Origin of the sequence: uncultured Arthrobacter sp. (assembly GCF_947493765.1) — a bacterium.
In the GTDB taxonomy this organism is placed as follows: Bacteria; Actinomycetota; Actinomycetes; order Actinomycetales; family Micrococcaceae; genus Arthrobacter_D.
In genome coordinates this window covers 60,058-79,321 of the sequence record NZ_CANLSZ010000002.1, presented here as the reverse complement: position 1 = coordinate 79,321, position 19,264 = coordinate 60,058, and the positions used below count along the sequence as shown (strand labels likewise).

Below are 19,264 nucleotides of genomic sequence, written 5' to 3'. Positions count from 1 at the left end.
TTTCGAAGCGCAGGTCGGGGTCACCTCGCGGCGGCGATCACCCGCGCGTAGGCCAGACCGCTTTCCTTGATCGTCCGTTCGAAGGTCCCGTAGTCCACGCGGACCACCCCGAAGCGTTTGCCGTAGCCCCAGGACCACTCGAAGTTGTCGAGCAGGGACCAGACGAAGTAGCCGCGTACGTCGGCGCCCTGGTCGATGGCCTCACCCACGGCAGCGATGTGGTTCAGCACGAACGCTGTCCGCTCGACGTCGTGGACGGCTCCGTCGGAGGCGACGTCGTCGTCGTACGCCGCGCCGTTCTCGGTGACGTAGAGCGGAGGGAGATTCTCGTACTCCTCCCCGAGCCGCACGAGGAGCTTCCGCAGCCCGTCCGGGTTGACCTCCCAGTTCATGGCGGTGCGCGGCAGGCCGCGACTGGGGAACGCGATGTCCTCCGAGCCGATCCAGCACGACGACGTCGGGCGCGGTGCGCCACCCGAGTGGCCGTCGCCGTCCTCGGTGGTGGGGTGCCCGCTGATGAGATCGTCGTGATAGTGATTCACGCCGAGGAAGTCGATGGGAATGCCGATGACGTCCAGGTCGCCGGGCTGGATGATCTCCCGCAGGCCGAACTGCTCGAGATCGGACAGGGTGTCCTCGGGGTAGGCGCCGCGGAGGATGGGGTCGAGGAAGATCCTGTTCTGGAGCGAGTCGAAGCGACGTGCGGCGTCCAGGTCCACGGGATCCGAGGGATTCTGGGGGAGCGCATTGCTGAGATTGAGCGTGATCCCTAGCTGATCGACGCCGCGCGAGCGCAGCTCGGCGACCGCCAGCCCGTGGGCAAGGTGCTGATGGTGGATGGCCGCGACGGCTGCCCTCGGGTCCTGGCGTCCGGGAGCATGGACTCCGGCGGCGTAGCCGAGCAGCGACGAGCAGAACGGCTCGTTGAAGGTGGTCCAGTGGTGGACGCGGTCGCCCAGGACGGAGTGGACGTCGTCGGCGTACTCGACGAAGCGGTGGGCGGTGTCGCGGTTGGCCCAGCCGCCCTTCTCCTCGAGTGCCTGCGGGAGGTCCCAGTGGTAGAGGGTGAGCCAGGGCAGGATCCCGGCCTCGAGCAGTTCGTCCACCAGTCGGGAGTAGAAGTCGAGGCCCTCGGCGTTCGGGGCGCGATCTCCGGGGCGTACACGGGCCCAGCTCGTCGAGAAGCGGTACGCATCGAGTCCCAGCGATTTCATGATCGCGACGTCCTCGGGCATGCGCCGGTAGTGCTGGACGGCGTCCTGCAGGGTCTCGCCGTTGGCGATGGCACCGGGGATCCGGGCGAAGGTGTCCCAGATGGAGTCCTCCTTACCGCCCTCGTGGCTGGCGCCCTCGACCTGGGCCGCGGCTGTGGCGGACCCCCAGAGGAACCCGTCGGGCCAGGACCTGGTGCCGAGTGGACTGTCGGGTCGGGGTGCTGTTCCGCGTGGCATGGGCCCTTCACTGTTCCTGGTAGGCGTGGAACCACGAGCCTACGACCCAGAAGGGGGTCACGCATTGAACCGCTGCCGGGGCCCGGAGTGTTGAGGGGCAGAGCCGTTCCGGTTCGGGGTGATTGCCGCTGCGTATCGGGTGTCGGCCCACGACACGCCGGGCTGAAGCTGTGGGGCCGATCCGAACTCCCCGGATCCGAACAGTATGGGCCCGAACTCCCCGGATCCGAACTGACTGAGTCGGACCGGACTCGAGCTCCACGGCATTGCCGTTGGGGAACTGGACCGCACCCGGTTTCTCACAGGTCATGGACGGCGATCCGAAACGTGGTCCAACGCATGGCCGGACGCCGGGCCGCTCAGCGGAGCGGACGACCGGAGAGGACGGTGAGAACCTGTGAGAGGACCGCATCCGGGTGGAACATCACGTCCTCGTAGCCGTACCGGAGGACGAGGTGTCCGCCCGCGACGGTCATGTTGTTGCGGTTGCGGTCCCGCCGTCGGGCTGCGCGATCCGAATGATAGGCATCGCCGTCCACCTCCACCACGAGGAAACCCTCCAGGAGGAAGTCGACGCGACCGACGCCGTCGAGCTGCACCTGGCTCTGGAGGTGGATCCCGGCGCGGGAGAACAGCACGCGGGCGACGACCTCCAGTGCTGACTCCGCCGTTCCTGTCACCAGGTCGAGTGCCGCGCGTGCAGGGCCGTTGCGGTTGCCCTGCAGGCGATCGAGGAGGAACGGCCGGACGGTGTCGGCGCGTCGGAGCGAGCTCTCCACCATGACCGCGGCATCGAGAGCCGGCAGGCAGTGGAGAGCATGGATCAGGACGTCCACCGGGCCGACCAGTGGGAGGGTCGGGTGCACGGGCACGGAGAGCTGCCGGTGATGGTTGACCCAGTGCTGTTGCGCGCGGGCATGGGAGCACAGATGATGGGCCACCGGTGGGTGCAGGAGCCACAGGCCGTAGTGCCGGGCGGCCGAGGCGCAGGTGAGGCGACCGGCGTGCAGTGTCGCGGTGACGAGATCCTGCGGTGCCTCCGGGAGCGCGAGAACACCCTGTCGTAGCCGGATGACGGTCCCGTACCGTACCTGCCGCGCGATCTCCCGGTGCGTGACTCCCTGTTCCACGAGCCGGTTCGTCCGCGCCACCGATCCGGCGAGTGCGAGGGCGGTGACGGCATCCATGGGTCGATTCCATGTCGGGCAGCACGGCCCCGGTGGAGAGCAAGCTGCTATGTGGACAACCGGACCGGCCAGTGGCGCTGATCCGGGGGACATGGGGCGGGTGAGAGGCCTGAGGCAGTGGTGCAACTCCGGGAGGGTCGAGCAGGGCAGGGCGGCTATCAGCGGTGCTGATCCGGGGACATCGGGCCGGGCGGACGCGTGTCGAGCCACGACTCGCCGTCGAATCCGGGTTCCGCGCGTCGAAGTCCCCGGATCGCGGCGGAAAACTATCCGGCGGACGAGGCTCGATCACGGCGCCGGACCGGGGAGCGCCGCGGTGCCCACGCGCTGGATAGACTGACCGCATGACCGCCGAGACCCCCGCGCCGACCGCCGATCGCACCCGGCTCCTCGAGCTGATCAAGGAGCTCGCCGTGGTGCACGAGCGCGTCACGCTCTCCAGCGGGGCCGAGGCCGACTACTACATCGACCTCCGCCGGATCACGCTGCACCACGAGGCGTCCGCGCTCGTGGGCCGTGTCATGCTCCAGCTGCTCGACGACGCCGGGATCGCCTTCGAGGCCGCCGGCGGACTCACGATGGGCGCCGATCCGGTGGGTACGGCCGTGATGCACGCGGCAGGGCAGGCCGGCCGTCCCATCGACGCCTTCGTGGTGCGCAAGACCCAGAAGACCCATGGGATGGGCCGCCAGGTCGAGGGTCCGGCGGTGACCGGCCGCGGCGTCGTCGTGCTGGAGGACACCTCCACGACGGGGGGCTCGGCGCTGACCGCGGTCGACGGCGTACGGCGCGCCGGAGGCGATGTGCGGGCGGTCGCCGTCATCGTGGACCGGGACACGGGGTCGAAGGAGCGCATCGAATCGGAGGCCGCGGTGCCCTATCTCTTCGCCTTCGGCAAGGACGAACTGGGTCTTCCCTAGGAACGGTGCATGGAGGACGACGGCGGGGCCCTTCGACGGGCGAGGGACTTCCATGTGTCCTCGCGCAGGTCCTTCCTCATCGGGTCGGCGGCGGCAGCGGCCCTCGGGACGGACCTCGTGGCCACGCGCATCATCCAGAACCAGCGGCAGCAGAACCGCATCCTCCCCCTCGACGACGAGCGGGCGCGACGGCGGTTCCCGTGGGACCGCTGGGTGCTCTTCCCCGGGTACAAGACGAGCTGGGAGGAAGGACTCTGGATCCTGGACTCGCTCCGCCCGGCCCTCTCCCGCCGCGGGCAGATGGCCGCGATGGGGTACTCGAACCGCGGTCTCGACATCAACGCCATCGTGGCGACCATGAACCGCTACGTGGCGAACTTCCGGCTGGAGAAGCTCTACTTCTACGGTCACAGCTTCGGCGGGATGGTCGCCGTCGAGGTGGCGGCACGCCTGCGGGACCGCGGGATCCCGGTGGACCTGGTGTTCCTCGACTCCTCGCCGTCCAGCCGCTTCGACGTCCGTGACCAGCGCATGTTCAACGGCGTCGTCAGGCTCTACGACGCCGGGCTCAGCGTCCCCATCAGCCTGCGGGGAACATACGAGCTCGGCGAACGCATCGCCCACAAGAACGAGCGCACGTGGACCCAGGTGGTGCAGCAGTCGCTCGAGCAGCTCTCCCCGCTGGCCCCCAGCAGTCGACTCGTGCAGTCGGAGTCCTCGTACATCTACCACTTCGACGTGTCACGCTTCAGGTTGTCCCTCGGCGACACGAGGATCGTCTTCGCGGGGAACCCGGACGACGAGGTGGTGGACTACTCGACGGCGCCTGCCGGGTGGGCGCGCGAACTGCCCGACAACGTGGTGGCCACCGACTACGTGACGGCGGGTGCGCTACCGGCCCATGCGAGTCCGCAGTGGAACGCGGACATCTACGCCCCGATCCTCACGGCCGTGCAGCGCGAGTACCTGCCGGTGCCAGGTGGCGGCGCACGGAAGACGGCGTTCTAGGACTCCGCAGGCGATCAGACCTGCTCGATCAGGTCGGCGACCGAGGTGCAGACCTGCGCAGGCCGGAACGGGTAGGTGTCGATGTCCTCCGGCTGCGTGATGCCGCTGAGCACGAGCACGGTGTGCAGCCCCGCCTCCATCCCCGCGATGATGTCGGTGTCCATGCGGTCGCCGATCATCGCCGTCGTCTCCGAGTGGGCGTCGATCCGGTTCATGGCCGAGCGGAACATCATGGGATTCGGCTTGCCGACCACGTAGGGGTCACGGCTGGTGGCGGCCGTGATCATCGCGGCCACGGCGCCGGTCGCCGGCATGGGCCCCTCCTTCGACGGACCCGTGACATCCGGGTTCGTGGCGATGAAGCGGGCGCCGTCGAGGATGAGGCGCACGGCCTTGGTGATCGCCTCGAAGGAGTACGTGCGGGTCTCCCCGAGCACCACGTAGTCGGGATTCGTGTCCGTGAGGACGAACCCGGCCTCGTGCAGCGCCGTGGTCAGCCCCGCCTCGCCGATCACGAACGCCCTGCCGCCGGGCAGCTGGTCGGAGAGAAACTGTGCCGTGGCGAGCGCGGAGGTCCAGAGATTCTCCTCCGGGATCTCGAGCCCGGAGGCCTTCAGGCGTGCGGCGAGGTCCCGCGGGGTGTAGATCGAGTTGTTCGTCAGGACGAGGAAGCGCTTCGAGGTGGCCACCCACCGCTCGATCAGTTCCGCGGCGCCGGGGATCGCATGGTTCTCGTGCACCAGCACGCCGTCCATGTCGGTGAGCCAGCACTCAATGTGTTCGTTCTCGTGCATGAGCTTCCTTTCACGGGGTGGATCCGGGCAACCGGACGGTGCCAGTCTCCCACTTCGGCGGCACACTACGCTTGGACGGTGAAGGAAACCCTGCCCGACGCCGGCATCACCACGGACGATCCCGCCGCGCCACCGGCAGTCGGGGTGGGCCCCTGGGAGGGTCCGTGGCCCGACGGCGAGCACTGGGACGGCGATCTGCTGGCGGCGGGGGACACCCGCAACGTCGTCGACCGCTACCGGTACTGGACCCACGAGGCGATCGTGGCGGAGCTGGACGAGCGGCGGCACGCCTTCCACGTGGCCATCGAGAACTGGCAGCACGACCTCAACATCGGCTCCGTGGTGCGGACCGCGAACGCGTTCCTCGCGAAGGAGGTCCACATCATCGGGCGACGCCGGTGGAACAGGCGCGGCGCCATGGTCACGGACCGCTACCAGCACGTGCGCCACCACCCGGATGTGGCCGACTTCGTCGCGTGGGCCGATGCGGAGGGACTGGCCGTGATCGGGATCGACAACTTCCCGGACTCCGTACCCCTGGAGACCTATGAGCTGCCGGAGCGCTGCGTGCTGGTGTTCGGGCAGGAGGGCCCCGGCCTGACGCCCGAGGTGCACGAGGCGGCGGAGGCCACGCTGTCGATCGCCCAGTTCGGGTCCACCCGCTCCATCAACGCCTCGGCCGCTGCGGCGATCGCGATGCACGGCTGGGTGCGGCGGCACGCCTTCGGCCAGCAGGTCTGAACCCCGGACGTACCCCTGCGCCCGGCAGGTCCGCTCGCTAGGATGAGGCAAGCACCTACCTAGAAGGAGTTCAGCATGCCTATTGCCACCCCTGATGTCTACGCCGAGATGCTCGACCGTGCGAAGGCCGACGGTTTCGCCTTCCCCGCCGTCAACGTGACGTCCTCCCAGACCCTCAACGCGGCGATGCGCGGCTTCGCCGAGGCCGGCTCGGACGGCATCGTGCAGGTCTCCACGGGCGGTGCAGCCTACTGGTCCGGAGCGAGCGTGAAGGACATGGTGGCCGGCGCGCTCGGCTTCGCGGCCTTCGCGAAGGAGGTGGCGAGGAAGTACGACGTCAACATCGCCCTGCACACCGACCACTGCCCCAAGGACAAGCTGGACGACCTCGTGTTCCCCCTGCTCGCGGCCTCCGAGGACGCCGTGAAGAACGGGCGGGACCCGATCTTCAACTCCCACATGTGGGACGGCTCGGCGGAGACGCTCGAGGACAACCTGCGCATCGCCCGGGAGATCCTGCCCCGCATGACCGCCGCCAAGATGATCCTCGAGGTGGAGATCGGCACCGTGGGCGGCGAGGAGGACGGTGTGGAGAACGCCATCAACGACAAGCTCTACACCACGGTCGACGACGCCCTGGCGACCATCGACGCGCTCGGCGCGGGGGAGCACGGCCGCTACATCACGGCCCTGACCTTCGGCAACGTGCACGGCGTCTACAAGCCCGGCGGCGTCAAGCTGCGTCCGGAGATCCTCAAGGAGATCCAGGAGAAGGTGGGCCAGAAGATCGGCAAGGACAAGCCGTTCGACCTCGTGTTCCATGGCGGTTCCGGCTCCTCCGAGCAGGAGATCGCCGACGCCGTGTCCTACGGCGTGATCAAGATGAACATCGACACCGACACCCAGTACGCCTTCACGCGCCCGGTGGCCGACCACATGCTGAAGAACTACGACGGCGTCCTGAAGATCGACGGCGAGGTGGGCAACAAGAAGACCTACGACCCGCGCGTCTGGGGTGCCGCGGCCGAAGCGGGCCTCGCGGCCCGCGTGGTCACCGCCGCCGCCTCGCTCGGCTCGGCCGGGAAGAAGCTCTGAGTCGTGTCCGACGACTTCAGGCGGAATCTGCTCGGTCCCGACGCCACACTGCTCCCCGAGGAGCCGGAGGTGGTCGAGCGGCTCGCCGCGGGGGACGAGGCCCTCGATCTCGCGGCCGCGCACCCGACGTCGTCGCTGGTCTGGGCCGTCCTCGCGGACGAGGCGTACGCGGAGGGCCGGACCATCGAGTCCTACGCCTTCGCCCGCACCGGCTATCACCGCGGGCTCGATGCGCTGCGGCGCAGCGGCTGGCGCGGAACGGGTCCGGTGCCCTACTCGCACGAACCGAACCGCGGCTTCCTGCGGGCGCTCTACGCCCTCGGCAGGGCGGCCGCCTCCATCGGTGAGATGGAGGAGGCGGAGCGGATCGCGGCTCTCCTCCGGGACTCCGATCCCGAGGCGAGCGCCCAGCTCGCCTGACGGCATGGGCCGGTCGCGCCCGTCCCGACAGCGGTCCCCGACAGCACTTCCCGTCCGGGGGCCGGACGCCCACTCGTCCGGCCGCCCGGCCCGAAGACGGGTAGTCACCATCCTTGCGCTTGTGGTAGGGGTGTGCCCAGAGTTAAGGCTCCACGAACGTACTGAGGCGAATGGGAGTGGGCTGGGTGTCGACGAAGATGAGTACGGAGCAGTTGTACACGGTGGCGGAGGTGGCCGCGATGATGCGGGTGTCGAAGATGACGGTCTACCGGCTGGTGCAGTCGGGGACCCTCGACAGCATCAGATTCGGACGATCGTACCGGGTACCCAAGAGCGCGGTACGCGAGTACCTCGACGAGAGGAACCCGGGGAGCGACTACTCGATCGACTGAACCGATCCCCCCGGACGATCCGGGACCGGGTGGCACGGCAGGTCCGCGGCCGGTGCCCTCCGACTCGGTAGTGTGGTGGGATGCGAGCGTGGACGAGGCGCCTGGGTCGGTTCTTCCCGGCGCGCCCCATGCCCGGTGCCGCGGGAGACCCCGGGCTCTTCGGCCCCGGGTCCACCGCGTGGAGGATCGCCCGCGAGCGGACGGTTCTCGCCGGCGGTCCGGCGGCGCTCCTGCTCCAGGTGGCGCATCCCCTCATCGGTGAGGGAGTCCGTGCCCACAGCGGCTTCGCCGCCGATCCGCTGCGCCGGCTGCGCGGAACGCTCGACGCCGTCCTGACCGTCACCTTCGGGGACCTGGCACAGGTCCGGGCTGCAGGCGACCTGGTGGCCCGCCGACACCGCCCGGTGCGCGGGACGCTCCCCGACGACGGCGCGTCGCTGCCCGCCGGTACCCCCTACAGCGCCCGGGACCCGGAGCTGGCCCTGTGGGTGTTCGCCACGCTCGTCTGGACCGCGCTCGAGGTCACCGAGATCCTCCTCCGGCCCGTCACCCCGGGGGAGCGCGACGCCTACTATCGCGACATGACGCAGTTCGCCCGGTTGTTCGACGTCACCGAGGAGGTTCTCCCCGCGGACTACGATGCCCTGGAGCGCTACGTCCACGAGCAGATCCACACGGTGCTGGACGTCGGGTCGACGGCGCACCTCATCAGCGGGCAGATCCTCGCGCCGGACCCTCCCCTGGTGGCGCGCCCGCTGCGCGGGGTGCCCTCGCTCCTGGCCGCGGGTCTCCTTCCGCCCACCCTGCGGGACGCCTATGCCCTCCCCTGGCGGCGTCGGGAGCAGCTGGCGTTCGCCGTCCTGCGCCGCGTGGTGCGCATCCTGGTCCCCGTGCTCCCGGGGAGCGTCCGCTACTGGCCGCACTACCGTGTGGCCCGCGAGCGCCTGGCCGGTGCTGCGGTCTGACCGGGAGGCGGGACGGCCGGGCCGGAGACGGAGCCGGAGCGGCGGACAGGACCGGCCGGGTCACTCCTCCGGGCGGCGGATGGTCGTGGTGACGGACACCAGCTGCGGTCGTGGCGGGGCGGAACTGAAACCGAAGCGCACCGGCGGGCTCACGGGGGCCAGGGCGCCGAGATCCGTGCCCCGCCACGCCGCCGTCGCACCGTCGACGGCGCGGGCCGAGGTGACCCCGTAGTACTCCGTGCGCCCGTGTCCCGCAGAACCGGCCGTCGCGACCCCCGCGATCAGCCGTGAGGCCAGCGGATTGACGAGCGCCAGCCAGCGCGGATGTGTGGCCAGGCGCGCGGGGACGACGCCGAGCAGGCGCCCGAGCGCGGTGATCCGGCCGATCTCGGCGAAGACCTGCAGCTCACCGGCGTCCACCACGAGGCGGTCCTCAGCGAGCGTCGAGGTGATGGGGCACAGGATCACGTCGTCGAAGGAGTAGGTGGCACCCACGTAGTCCGCCACGTCCTGCGACGGGGCCAGCAGGGTGCGGTGACCGACGGCGTCCTCCATCATGACGTCCGTGAACACGCCGAGCGGCGAGGAATCCCACCGGCCGATCACGAGCCGCGTGCCGGAGGTGGTGCCGATGCCGGCGATGTGTCCAACGAAGCGGTCCATGCCCCCATTGTCCATGCCCCCAGTGTCCACGGCTCCACCCTGACCCGGGGAGGAGACCGGGATCGGGCCTGCGACCGGTCCCTGGACCGACCCCGTGCGGCGACCTCCGGGCACCTCGGCTAAACTCGGACGGTAAGAGCCCCAGTGGCCGCGAGCAGCGTGCGGCCGGTTGGGGCGTTCTCATGCACGGCGTCTGGTCCCCGGCACGCGGGGGACGCCGTACCGAATGGGGGAGTATCCCATGCCAGCAATCGTCATCGTCGGAGCCCAGTGGGGCGACGAGGGCAAGGGCAAGGCCACCGATCTGCTCGGCGGGCGGGTCGACTACGTCGTCAAGCCCAACGGGGGCAACAACGCCGGACACACGGTGGTGGTCAACGGCGAGAAGTACGAGCTCAAGCTCCTTCCCGCCGGCATCCTGAGCCCCAACGCCGTACCGATCATCGGCAACGGCTGCGTCATCAACCTCGAGGCCCTGTTCGAGGAGATCGACGGGCTGGAGGCCCGCGGGGCCGACACGTCCAAGCTGCGTGTCTCGGCCAACGCCCACCTCGTGGCGCCCTATCACCAGGTACTGGACAAGGTCACGGAGCGGTTCCTCGGCAAGCGCGCCATCGGCACCACGGGACGCGGCATCGGCCCGGCGTACATGGACAAGGTGGCCCGGCTCGGCCTGCGGGTCCAGGACGTGTTCGACGAGTCGATCCTCCGGCAGAAGGTCGAGGGTTCGCTCAAGCAGAAGAACGAGCTGCTGGTCAAGGTCTACAACCGGCGCGACGTCGAGGTGGAGGAGGTCGTCGAGTACTTCCTGTCCTTCGCCGAGCGGCTGAGGCCCCTCGTCATCGACTCCACCTTCGTGCTCAACGAGGCGCTCGACGCCGGCAAGGTAGTGCTCATGGAGGGCGGCCAGGCCACCTTCCTCGACGTCGACCACGGCACCTACCCGTTCGTGACGTCGTCGAACCCGACGGCGGGCGGCGCCTGTGTGGGCTCGGGGATCGGCCCCACCCGGATCAACCGCGCCGTGGGCATCATCAAGGCGTACACCACGCGCGTGGGAGCCGGCCCCTTCCCCACGGAACTGTTCGACGACATGGGTCTCCACCTGCAGACCAAGGGCGGGGAGTTCGGCGTGAACACCGGCCGTCCGCGCCGCTGCGGGTGGTACGACGCCGTGCTGGCCCGCCACGCCTCCCGCGTCAACGGCTTCACGGACTACTTCGTGACGAAGCTCGACGTCCTCACCGGCATCGAGAGCATCCCGGTGTGCGTGGCGTACGACGTGGACGGCGTGCGCCACGACGAGATGCCCATGACGCAGACCGACTTCCACCACGCGAAGCCGATCTTCGAGTACTTCGACGGCTGGACCGAGGACATCACCGGGGCGCGGACCCTGGACGACCTGCCGCAGAACGCGCAGGTCTACGTGCGGGCGCTCGAGACGCTCTCCGGGACCCGCTTCTCGGCCATCGGTGTGGGCCCGGACCGCGACCAGACCATCGTGATCAACGATCTGATCGGGTCCTGACCGCAGCCCTGACCTCATGGGGGCCAGGAACTGGGCCCCGGAGCGGCCGGGAGTGGCTGTTCCGGGGTGTCCGGTCTAGAGCTTCACGGAGATGTCCGCGTCCGCCCGCAGCTCCTCGATGAGCTTCTGCGCCGCCTCGGAGAGCTTCTCCCCGGCGAGCTGCTCCTCGATCTGGGGACGGACCTCGTCCAGCGGCGGGATGGGCGTCGCCGTCTCGCCCGCTGCTTCCTGCTGCGCCTTCGCGGCGTCGTAGGTGTCCTGGACCTCCTGGTCGGAGGGCGCGGTGTCACCGGCCTCCTCGGCGAGCAGCGCGTCGAGCTTCACCTGGTCGGCGAGCTGCCTGTCGAACTCCTCGTCCTCGAGGCCCTGTTCCGCGAAGGCAGCACGCAGCTCGTCCTCGGTCCCGAGCTGGCTCGTCTCGAGCAGATCGTCGATCGCGGCGGCGCGGGCCTCGGGGGTCGCCTCGATGCCCCGGTCCTCGGCCTCCTGCCGCAGCAGTTCGGCGCTGACGAGATTGTCCGCCACGCTCGTTCGCAACTGCTCCTGGTCGAGCTCCTGCCCACCGGCCTGCGCCGCGGCTGCGGCCTGGGCGAACTGGGACTCGTAGGCGGTGGTGAACTCGTCACGCCCGATGTCCGTCCCGTTCACCACGGCCACCACCTCGGGGATGCCCTCGAGGTCCGGTTCGGGCTGCGGCTGTGCTTCGGCGGACGTCGCCGGTGCTCCGGAGGACGACTCGGCGGTGGCGGGGCCCGCCCCGCCGTCGGCCTCGTCCGAGGCTCCGCAGGCGCCCAGGAGCGCCGCCGATCCGATGAACGCGGCAGCGAGCAGCAACCGCTTCCGTGCTGATGTCCTGCTGGCCATGATGTGTCCTCGCGTCGTGGGTCAGCGTGGAACACTAGCAAACCCCGATGTACGCGCCGTGGGTGGACGCTCCACCGACGCTGGGAGTCGGGACCGGCTACCAGCCCCAGGTCCCGGCGGCGCCCTTGAACGGACCCACGACGGCGGAGGTGATCCACCCGCCGTAGAAATCACCCTCCTGTGCCTGGACCTGCTCGCCGTCCACCGAGCAGGAGTCCATCTGCGAGGGGTAGATCGCTGCCCGGGTGGAGAGGTCCTCGTAGCCGCGCACGGGGGAGGGGTACGTCCAGGCGCCGCGGAGGCTGCGTGCGGCGCCCGCGACGACGTCGAAGTAGGCGGCGGCGCCCTTGAACTCGCAGTGCGTGGTGCCCTCCACCGGTTCCAGGACGCCGGGCGCGAAGTCCTCGATCGGAAGATAGAAGACCGGCGGGTGACTCGTCTCCAGCACCCTGACCGCGTTACCGGTCCGGACGATCACCTGCCCGCCGAAGCGCACCTCGATCCTCGCCGGCATCCGCTCCACGCGGGGCGGTCTCGGATAGTTCCAGACCGATTCCTGGCCCGGTCCGGGCGGCACGCGTCTGTCGTTCTGCGGTGTCTTCATGGACACACAGGCTACTCCGGGGGTGCCCGGGGCGGGTCTGTAGGCTGGACGGAGGACACAGGGAAGAGGGCGGCAGTATGAAGGTCAGTGTTGGTCAGTTCCGGCCCGGCGGGGACACCGCTGCGAATCTGGGCGTCATGCGGGAACTCGCGGCGAGCGCCGGTGCGGACGGCTCCGCGCTGATCGTCTTCCCCGAGGAGTCGATGTTCTCCATCGGCGCCGTGGAGGGCCCCCTCGCGGAGGCGGTGGAGGCCCACTGGACCTCGTTCGTCCAGCAGCTGTCGTTCATCGCGGCCGAGCACTCGATCGCCGTCGTCGCCGGTGGCTACGAGCCCAGCGGGGAGGAACGCCCGTTCAACACCCTCGTACTCATCGACGCGACCGGGCGCATCGTGGACACCTACCGCAAGCTGCATCTCTACGACGCGTTCAGCTATCAGGAGTCCACCCGCATCAAGCCCGGCGACGGCGGCATCAAGGTCGCCGAGATCGGCGGTCTCCGGGTGGGACTCATGACCTGCTACGACATCCGCTTCCCCGAGCAGGCGCGTGCCCTGGCCGACGAGGGCGCTGAGCTGCTGTGCGTGCCGGCCGCCTGGTTCGAGGGTGAGCACAAGATCGAGCACTGGGAGACGCTGCTGAAGGCGCGGGCCATCGAGAACACGGTGTGGATCGCGGCAGCGGGGACCTCCGGAGGCCACACCATCGGTCACTCGGCCGTCATCGACCCCATGGGGATCCCGCTCGCGCACCTGGAGAACGAGGAACGCGGTGTCGTCAGCGCCGAGGTCACGCGGCGCAGGGTCGACGACGTCCGGGAGTTCCTGCCGGTGCTGAGGAACCGGCGGTTCAGCCGCAACGACACCATCGTCGACGCCCACTGATCCGCCGCCGGGCGGCTCGAGCGCCGGTCTCTCGCCGTGCCTGCGCCGCCGCGCGGCGGGAACAATAGGCGACGTTACCGGAATGTGACAAATCCCCGACGGGGTGGTTACTCTCATCCAGTGCCTCCGTCCATGTGAGGCTCTTCGGGTCGGATTGCCGAGCTCTGCCGCCGACCAGGACACGTCCGCACACACGAAGGCAGAGACGGGGGAACCATGGTTCCACCGGGCGCACAGGACCTCCTGACCGCGTCCTCGGGGTGAAGTCGCACAGCACCGCCCATCGGCGGTGCCCGCGACCGGGTGACTCCCATCCGAACCCGACAGCTCACCCCGCAGGCATGGGAGAGGTACACACATGTCACGAAACACTTCACCGGCACGCCACCGCGCGGCCGTCGACGGGAACATCGCGCTGCAGGGTCTGTCCCGCGCCGCCCGCGCACACGCCTCCACCGTGGGCCGCCCCGTCGCCATCGTCGCCGTCACCTCGGGTCTCGCCCTCAGCGCCATGGGTACGGCACAGGCCGGAACCTACTCGGAGCAGGGCACCACGTCGGCCGTCGTCGCCGCTCCCGGCACCCACACCGTCGTCGCGGGCGACACCCTCGGCGCCATCTCCGCACGCTACGCGGTGGACCTCAACGCCGTCCTGGCCGTCAACGGTCTGTCGCTCAACTCGGTCATCATGCCGGGACAGAGCATCGTCCTGCCGACCGCCGGCGCAGTGGCCGCACCGGTCCGGACGGTCTCCGTGCCCGTCGCCGTGGCACCCACCGTGCAGCAGGCCGCCGTCGCACCCGTTGCCCAGCAGGTGGCAGCGATCGCCCCTGTCGCCCAGCAGGTAGCCGTCGTCGCCCCCGTAGCCCAGCAGGCAGCGGTCTCGACCCCCGCCGCCTACGCAGCCCCGGCCGCCGCTTCCTATGCAGCCCCGGCTGCAGTCGCCTCGGACTACCAGCTCAGCTCCACCGGGATCACCGGCAGGACCGCGCCCAGGTCCACCCCCGTGGTCAGCGCCCCTGCAGCCGGCAACCTCGGCGGCATCATCCTCGGTTCGGCCCAGGCACAGCTCGCCGCCGGCGCCGTCCAGGACTGCACCGTGCTGGCCGAGGTCGCCCTGCGTGCAGCGGGCATCCCGGTGGGAGACCTCGGTCCCCTGCAGTTCCTCAACTACGGCACGCGCGTCTCCAGCCCGGCTCCCGGCGATCTGGTGGTCACCGGCGGTCACGTGGCCATCTACGCCGGCGGCGGACAGGTCATCAGCAGTGGCATGAACGGGCGGAACCTCACCATGCAGCACCCCCTCTCGGATCTCCCGGGTGCACAGTTCGTTCGGGTCTCGCGCTGACCCAGGAGCGATCCCACGCGGGAAGCGGCAGGTGCTTGGACGGGGCACCTGCCGCTTCCTTTTAAGCCGTGCCGGCCGGCAGGGTCAGGTCCAGCGCCGTACCGCCCACCGCTCGGCCAGCCCGAGGAGTGCGTCGGTCGCCTTGCCGATGACGGCGAGCAGGATGATCGCCAGGAAGATCCGGTCGGTCCGCCCGTTGTTCGAGGAGTCGATCAGTAGGAAGCCGAGCCCCAGCGACGAGGCGATCAGTTCGGCCGCCACCAGGAAGAGCCAGGCCTGGGCCAGCGCCAGGCGGAGCCCGGAGAAGACGGCGGGCACCACCGCCGGCAGCTGCACCGTGGTGAGGAGCTGCATGCCGCGGAGCCCGAAGGCCCGCCCCGCCTCCACGAGATCGCGGTCCACGTGGCGCAGCGCCAGGAAGACGGTGGTGAAGACCGGGAAGAAGGCGCCGATGAGGATCAGCGTCACCTTGGAATCCTCCCCGATCTTCATCCAGAGGATCAGCAGCGGAACCCAGGCGAGCGAGGGCACCGCGCGCAGGGCGCCGACGACCGGTGTCAGGAGCGCGTCCGCCAGTCGGGACAGGCCCAGGAGCGCTCCCACGGCGAGGCCGAGGACGGAGCCGATCGCGAAGCCGATGAGCACGCGCTGGGTGGAGATGACGATGTGCAGCCAGAGCTCGCCCCGGGCGGCCAGCTCGGCCCCCGCCGCGAGGACCGCTCCCGGGGACGGTAGCTGGACCGCGCTGAACACGCCGAGCACCGCGTTGGCCTGCCAGGCGCCGAGGATCAGCAAGGGGACGACCAGTCCCAGCAGCAGGCGCACGGGGCCGTGGGAGAGAGCACCGCTCGATGCACCGGTCCGACGGATGCGGGCGGGATCCCGTGCGGACCGGCTCCTGGTGTCGTCCTCCGCGTCGCCCCGCTGACCGGTGCGGGACGCAGCGGTCCGGGCGCCGACGGCGGTCCTGGCCTCCTGGCTCACGAGGCGGCGCCGATGGCGTCCGGGTCCGCGTTCGTCGCGAAGCTCTCGTCGAAGAGCGTGTCGAGGGCCTCGTCGATCGAGTCCTGCGAGGAGACGTCGCCGGTCTCCACGAAGTTCGGCCCCACCGTCTCGAGGACACGCCGTTGCGCCTCACCGGGAACGGGGTCGACGTCCAGATTCGTCCGTTCGACGATCACCGTCGTCGCCAGCTCCACGTCGATGCCCGCCTCCTCCGCGAGGATGCGCGCTGTCTCCTCCGGATTCTCCCCGGCCCACCGGCGCGCCTTCTCGTACGCGTCGACCACGGTCTGCGCCAGCTCGGGGCTGGTGGTGAGGAAGTCCTCGGTGGCGTTGAGGAAGCCGTAGGTGTTGAAGTCGATGTTCCGGTAGAACAGGTCGGCTCCCTCCTGCTCCGCCGACGCCATGATCGGATCGAGACCGGCCCACGCGTCCACCGACCCGTTGTTCAGGGCGGCCCATCCGTCGGCGTGCTGCAGATTCTGGACCGTCACCTCCGAGCTGTCCAGCCCGGCGGCCTCGAGGGCCTGGACGAGGAAGAAGTACGGATCGGTCCCCTTCGTGGCCGCGACGGATCTGCCACGGAGGTCCTCCACGCCGTCGACCCCGGTGCCGTCCACCGTGACCAGGGCCGACCACTCGGGCTGCGAGTAGATGTCGATGGTCTTGATGGGTGAGCCGTTCGAGCGGGCCAGCAGCGCGGCGGATCCCGCGGTGGAGCCGATGTCGATAGCGCCTGCCCGCAGCGCCTCGTTCGCCTTGTTCGAGCCGGCGGACTGCACCCAGGTGACGCTGATGTCCTGGTCTGCGAGCTCGTCCTCGAGCCACCCCTGGTCCTTGATGACGAGGCTCAGCGGATTGTAGGTCGCGAAGTCGAGGGTGAGTTCCGTGGCCCCGGACTCGTCGGTGGACTGCGTGGTGGAGGCGTCCTCTCCGGCGAGGCAGCCGGTCAGGCCGACGGCGAGGACGGCGGTGAGGGTCAGGGGCAGGAGGGTGCGATGCATGATGGATCCTTCGGAGGGTAGGCAGGAGGACACGCGCGCACGGTGTGCGGCGAGAGGGGGAGGAGGGGCGCCGAGGGGCCTAGTGGCCGTCGACGCCGAGCATCGAGAGCAGGGTGCTGCGGAGCGCGGCGAGATCCGCCGAGGCGCGGTCCCGCGGCCGGGTGCCCGGCACGGCGAGGAGCTCCGCGATGGTGGAGCCGGTTTGCCCGGCCCCCGGTCCGAGGACGAGGATGCGATCGGCGAGCAGCAGTGCCTCGTCGACGTCGTGGGTGACGAGCAGCACGGTGGTGGGCCGGACGCCATGGATGTCCAGGAGGAGATCCTGCATCCTGATGCGCGTGAGCGCATCGAGCGCGCCGAACGGTTCGTCGAGGAGGAGCACTCCCGGATTCCGGGCGAGCGCGCGCGCCAGGGAGGTGCGCTGGGCCATGCCGCCGGAGACCTCGCGCGGACGGTGCTTCGCGAAGGCCGTGAGCCCCACGAGCTCCAGCAGCTCCAGCACCCTGGCCTTGCCCGCACTCGCGCTGGAGGATCTGGGCAGACCCATCGCCACATTGGCCCGGAGCGTGTGCCACGGCAGCAGGCGTGGCTCCTGGAAGGCGACCGCGCACCGCTCGTCGATACCGCGGACGGGATGGCCGTCGATCAGCACCTCGCCCGTGTCCGGCGCGTCCAGGCCGGCCGCCGTCCGGAGCAGGGTGGACTTGCCGCACCCGCTGGTCCCGAGGATGGCCAGGATCTCACCGGGCCGGACCTCGAGGCTCACGTCGCGGAGGACGGCGCGCCGCTTCTCCGCCGTGCCGAAGCTCTGCCCGAGGCGGGAGAAGCGGATGCCGAAGGCCCTGTGGTCGTGGTGCGGGTGGGTGCTGCCCGGCGTCAGAAGTGCAGTCATCGTGTCTCCATCGATCCTGGCGGGAGCACCCTACGGATCGAGCCTTGCCACCGCTGCCGGTGGTCCCATGGCTCGAACCTCGTTATTGCCCGGCATCAGGGTGATGCGGACAACCAGGGTTGCTGCGGCGTCACTGATCCAGGTCTCTCAGCCGCTCGGGATGGTCACTCCCATGAAACGCTCGGAGGCGCGGGTGAACAAAATCCTGCGGCGAGGACGTGTAATAGAGACCGTAACAATCGACGCAGAAGCACGGGGAGGCACCATGGCGCACCAGAACGATCCCGACGTGATCGAAAGGCTCCTGACCGGGCACGGCCGCTGGGCCGTGGTGGGACTGTCCAGCAATCCGCGCCGCGTGGCCGTCGGCGTCTCGCGGTACCTGATGGACGGGCTCGGGATGGAGATCGTCCCGGTGAGCCTGAAGGGCGACGACGTCCACGGGCAGCAGGGCTACACGCGGCTCTCGGACGTACCGGGGCAGATCGACGTGGTCGACTGCTTCGTGAACTCCGAGAAGGTGGGAGCGGTTGTGGACCAGGCCATCGAGGTCGGAGCGCGCGCCGTGTGGCTGCAGCTGGGCGTGATCGACGAGGCCGCGGCTCAGCGGGCCTCGGCTGCCGGGCTCGACGTCGTCATGGATGCGTGCCCCGCCATCGAGGGACCGGCCCTCGGTCTCTGACACCCCCGTAGCATCCGGTATCCGGCAGGGCGACCGCGGCCGGACGGCTGCCCGCACATGACGACGAAGGAGCACGCATGGAGCAGTTCACCTACGAGGAGCAGGGTGCCACCGACAGGCCCTATCCGGCGTCGCTCGACGGCGGCTGGCCCCCCGGCTACACCGTCATGGTCGAGACCCACGAGATCGGCGCGGCGGATCCGTCGGCCGCCTTCATCGCGCTCACGGAGGGGATCCTCGCGTGGGAGCTGCACCGCGGCGCGGGTCTGACCATGGAGTCCGACGCCGGCCGGGCGGCACCGGGGGTGCAGGTCACCTCCGGGCTCGGGATCGGACCCGCGCGGATCAAGGCACCCTGCCGGGTCCTGTGGGCCAGGGACCCCCAGCTCGACGGCGCCGGCCGGGCGGTGCCGGGGCAGCGCGGGGGCTTCGGGTACGGCACACTTCCCGGCCATCCGGTGCGGGGCGAGGAGGGCTTCTACGCCGAGTTGACCGCCGACAATCGCGTGCTGTTCAGCTGCTCGGCCTACAGCGTCCCGGCCAGTGCGCTGTACCGGCTGGCAGCACCCGTGACCCGGCTGGGGCAGCGCTACGTCCTGGCGCGGTACGCGAAGGCTGCCGAGGCGCTGGCTCGCGGCTGAGCGGGCACTCCTGCGGGCCGGATCTGTGAGCTCGGACCGATACCGAAGTGTTATGGGAGCGCGCGTGTCGCGTCTCTTGCCGCGACCCCCTGCTGGCCCTATGTTGAGTCGTACAGCGATCGCACAGGGTCCGTTCAGTTCCGGGTCCTGGTCTCACGATCGGCGACATCATGGAT

Annotated in this window: 21 protein-coding genes and 1 riboswitch; of the genes, 12 read left to right on the top strand and 9 right to left on the bottom strand. The window is 69.9% G+C overall.

The genetic code is table 11. The features are described from left to right. Window positions 1-20: 20 nt before the first annotated feature. Together Q0747_RS03280 and Q0747_RS03275 are read right to left on the bottom strand one after the other, a co-directional pair. Window positions 21-1,451 carry a GH1 family beta-glucosidase gene (locus Q0747_RS03280; protein WP_298251838.1) on the bottom strand — a complete coding sequence of 477 codons (1,431 nt, stop codon included), beginning with the start codon at window positions 1,449-1,451 and terminating at the stop codon, window positions 21-23. Between the two features lie 359 nt (window positions 1,452-1,810). Then, window positions 1,811-2,638: a DUF559 domain-containing protein gene (locus tag Q0747_RS03275; RefSeq protein ID WP_298251837.1), complete on the bottom strand. Its 828-nt coding sequence runs from the start codon at window positions 2,636-2,638 to the stop codon at window positions 1,811-1,813. A gap of 344 nt (window positions 2,639-2,982) precedes the next feature. On the opposite strand from Q0747_RS03275, the gene pyrE reads away from it, so the two are divergent. Next, window positions 2,983-3,558: an orotate phosphoribosyltransferase gene (gene pyrE / locus Q0747_RS03270; protein ID WP_298251836.1), complete on the top strand. Its 576-nt coding sequence runs from the start codon at window positions 2,983-2,985 to the stop codon at window positions 3,556-3,558. A 9-nt stretch (window positions 3,559-3,567) separates the two neighbouring features. Further along, window positions 3,568-4,566 carry an alpha/beta hydrolase gene (locus Q0747_RS03265; protein ID WP_298251835.1) on the top strand — a complete coding sequence of 333 codons (999 nt, stop codon included), beginning with the start codon at window positions 3,568-3,570 and terminating at the stop codon, window positions 4,564-4,566. 14 nt (window positions 4,567-4,580) lie between these two features. Here Q0747_RS03265 and Q0747_RS03260 read toward each other — a convergent pair whose 3' ends face one another. Further along, a complete protein-coding gene (locus tag Q0747_RS03260) occupies window positions 4,581-5,360 on the bottom strand; it encodes an HAD-IIA family hydrolase (protein WP_298251834.1) in 780 nt (259 codons plus the stop codon). 78 nt (window positions 5,361-5,438) lie between these two features. Here Q0747_RS03260 and Q0747_RS03255 point away from each other — a divergent pair, with 78 nt between their 5' ends. The 5 genes from Q0747_RS03255 (at window position 5,439) to Q0747_RS03235 (ending at window position 8,973) form a co-directional block, all read left to right on the top strand. Further along, window positions 5,439-6,101: a TrmH family RNA methyltransferase gene (locus Q0747_RS03255; RefSeq protein WP_298251833.1), complete on the top strand. Its 663-nt coding sequence runs from the start codon at window positions 5,439-5,441 to the stop codon at window positions 6,099-6,101. Window positions 6,102-6,176: 75 nt separating this feature from the next. Continuing rightward, a complete protein-coding gene (gene fbaA / locus Q0747_RS03250) occupies window positions 6,177-7,196 on the top strand; it encodes a class II fructose-bisphosphate aldolase (protein WP_298251832.1) in 1,020 nt (339 codons plus the stop codon). Between the two features lie 3 nt (window positions 7,197-7,199). Beyond that, window positions 7,200-7,616 carry a DUF3151 domain-containing protein gene (locus tag Q0747_RS03245; RefSeq protein ID WP_298251831.1) on the top strand — a complete coding sequence of 139 codons (417 nt, stop codon included), beginning with the start codon at window positions 7,200-7,202 and terminating at the stop codon, window positions 7,614-7,616. A gap of 197 nt (window positions 7,617-7,813) precedes the next feature. After that, window positions 7,814-8,008 carry a helix-turn-helix domain-containing protein gene (locus Q0747_RS03240; RefSeq protein ID WP_298251830.1) on the top strand — a complete coding sequence of 65 codons (195 nt, stop codon included), beginning with the start codon at window positions 7,814-7,816 and terminating at the stop codon, window positions 8,006-8,008. Between the two features lie 80 nt (window positions 8,009-8,088). Continuing rightward, entirely contained in the window at window positions 8,089-8,973 is an 885-nt protein-coding gene (locus tag Q0747_RS03235; protein ID WP_298251829.1) for an oxygenase MpaB family protein, read from the top strand. 60 nt (window positions 8,974-9,033) lie between these two features. Here Q0747_RS03235 and Q0747_RS03230 read toward each other — a convergent pair whose 3' ends face one another. Continuing rightward, window positions 9,034-9,636 (bottom strand): hypothetical protein, encoded by a 603-nt coding sequence (locus tag Q0747_RS03230; RefSeq protein ID WP_298251828.1) that lies wholly within the window; start codon window positions 9,634-9,636, stop codon window positions 9,034-9,036. A gap of 241 nt (window positions 9,637-9,877) precedes the next feature. Between Q0747_RS03230 and Q0747_RS03225 the strand changes: the two genes are divergently transcribed. Continuing rightward, window positions 9,878-11,167 carry an adenylosuccinate synthase gene (locus Q0747_RS03225; RefSeq protein WP_298251827.1) on the top strand — a complete coding sequence of 430 codons (1,290 nt, stop codon included), beginning with the start codon at window positions 9,878-9,880 and terminating at the stop codon, window positions 11,165-11,167. A 75-nt stretch (window positions 11,168-11,242) separates the two neighbouring features. On the opposite strand, the gene Q0747_RS03220 is transcribed toward Q0747_RS03225, so the two are convergent. After that, window positions 11,243-12,031 carry a SurA N-terminal domain-containing protein gene (locus tag Q0747_RS03220; RefSeq protein ID WP_298251826.1) on the bottom strand — a complete coding sequence of 263 codons (789 nt, stop codon included), beginning with the start codon at window positions 12,029-12,031 and terminating at the stop codon, window positions 11,243-11,245. Window positions 12,032-12,128: 97 nt separating this feature from the next. Then, window positions 12,129-12,635: a DUF427 domain-containing protein gene (locus tag Q0747_RS03215; protein WP_298251825.1), complete on the bottom strand. Its 507-nt coding sequence runs from the start codon at window positions 12,633-12,635 to the stop codon at window positions 12,129-12,131. A 77-nt stretch (window positions 12,636-12,712) separates the two neighbouring features. On the opposite strand from Q0747_RS03215, the gene Q0747_RS03210 reads away from it, so the two are divergent. Both Q0747_RS03210 and Q0747_RS03205 read left to right on the top strand, forming a co-directional pair. After that, window positions 12,713-13,519 (top strand): carbon-nitrogen hydrolase family protein, encoded by an 807-nt coding sequence (locus tag Q0747_RS03210; RefSeq protein ID WP_298251824.1) that lies wholly within the window; start codon window positions 12,713-12,715, stop codon window positions 13,517-13,519. 173 nt (window positions 13,520-13,692) lie between these two features. Next, window positions 13,693-13,874, top strand: a riboswitch (cyclic di-AMP (ydaO/yuaA leader). 3 nt (window positions 13,875-13,877) lie between these two features. Further along, window positions 13,878-14,867 (top strand): LysM peptidoglycan-binding domain-containing protein, encoded by a 990-nt coding sequence (locus tag Q0747_RS03205; protein ID WP_298251823.1) that lies wholly within the window; start codon window positions 13,878-13,880, stop codon window positions 14,865-14,867. 84 nt (window positions 14,868-14,951) lie between these two features. Here the strand turns inward: Q0747_RS03205 and Q0747_RS03200 are convergent, their stop codons facing one another. The 3 genes from Q0747_RS03200 to Q0747_RS03190 form a co-directional block, all read right to left on the bottom strand. After that, the gene (locus Q0747_RS03200; RefSeq protein WP_298252260.1) at window positions 14,952-15,737 is read right to left on the bottom strand and encodes an ABC transporter permease; all 786 of its coding nucleotides are present in this window, start codon (window positions 15,735-15,737) and stop codon (window positions 14,952-14,954) included. 110 nt (window positions 15,738-15,847) lie between these two features. Continuing rightward, on the bottom strand, window positions 15,848-16,873 hold the full coding sequence (locus tag Q0747_RS03195) for an aliphatic sulfonate ABC transporter substrate-binding protein (protein WP_298251822.1): 1,026 nt from the start codon (window positions 16,871-16,873) through the stop codon (window positions 15,848-15,850). Window positions 16,874-16,952: 79 nt separating this feature from the next. Next, complete coding sequence (locus tag Q0747_RS03190) at window positions 16,953-17,765, bottom strand: ABC transporter ATP-binding protein (RefSeq protein ID WP_298251821.1); 813 nt, start codon at window positions 17,763-17,765, stop codon at window positions 16,953-16,955. A gap of 265 nt (window positions 17,766-18,030) precedes the next feature. On the opposite strand from Q0747_RS03190, the gene Q0747_RS03185 reads away from it, so the two are divergent. After that, complete coding sequence (locus Q0747_RS03185) at window positions 18,031-18,447, top strand: CoA-binding protein (protein WP_298251820.1); 417 nt, start codon at window positions 18,031-18,033, stop codon at window positions 18,445-18,447. A 77-nt stretch (window positions 18,448-18,524) separates the two neighbouring features. Continuing rightward, window positions 18,525-19,088, top strand: a complete 564-nt coding sequence (locus tag Q0747_RS03180) for a DUF1990 family protein (protein ID WP_298251819.1) — start codon at window positions 18,525-18,527, stop codon at window positions 19,086-19,088. Window positions 19,089-19,264 lie beyond the last annotated feature (176 nt).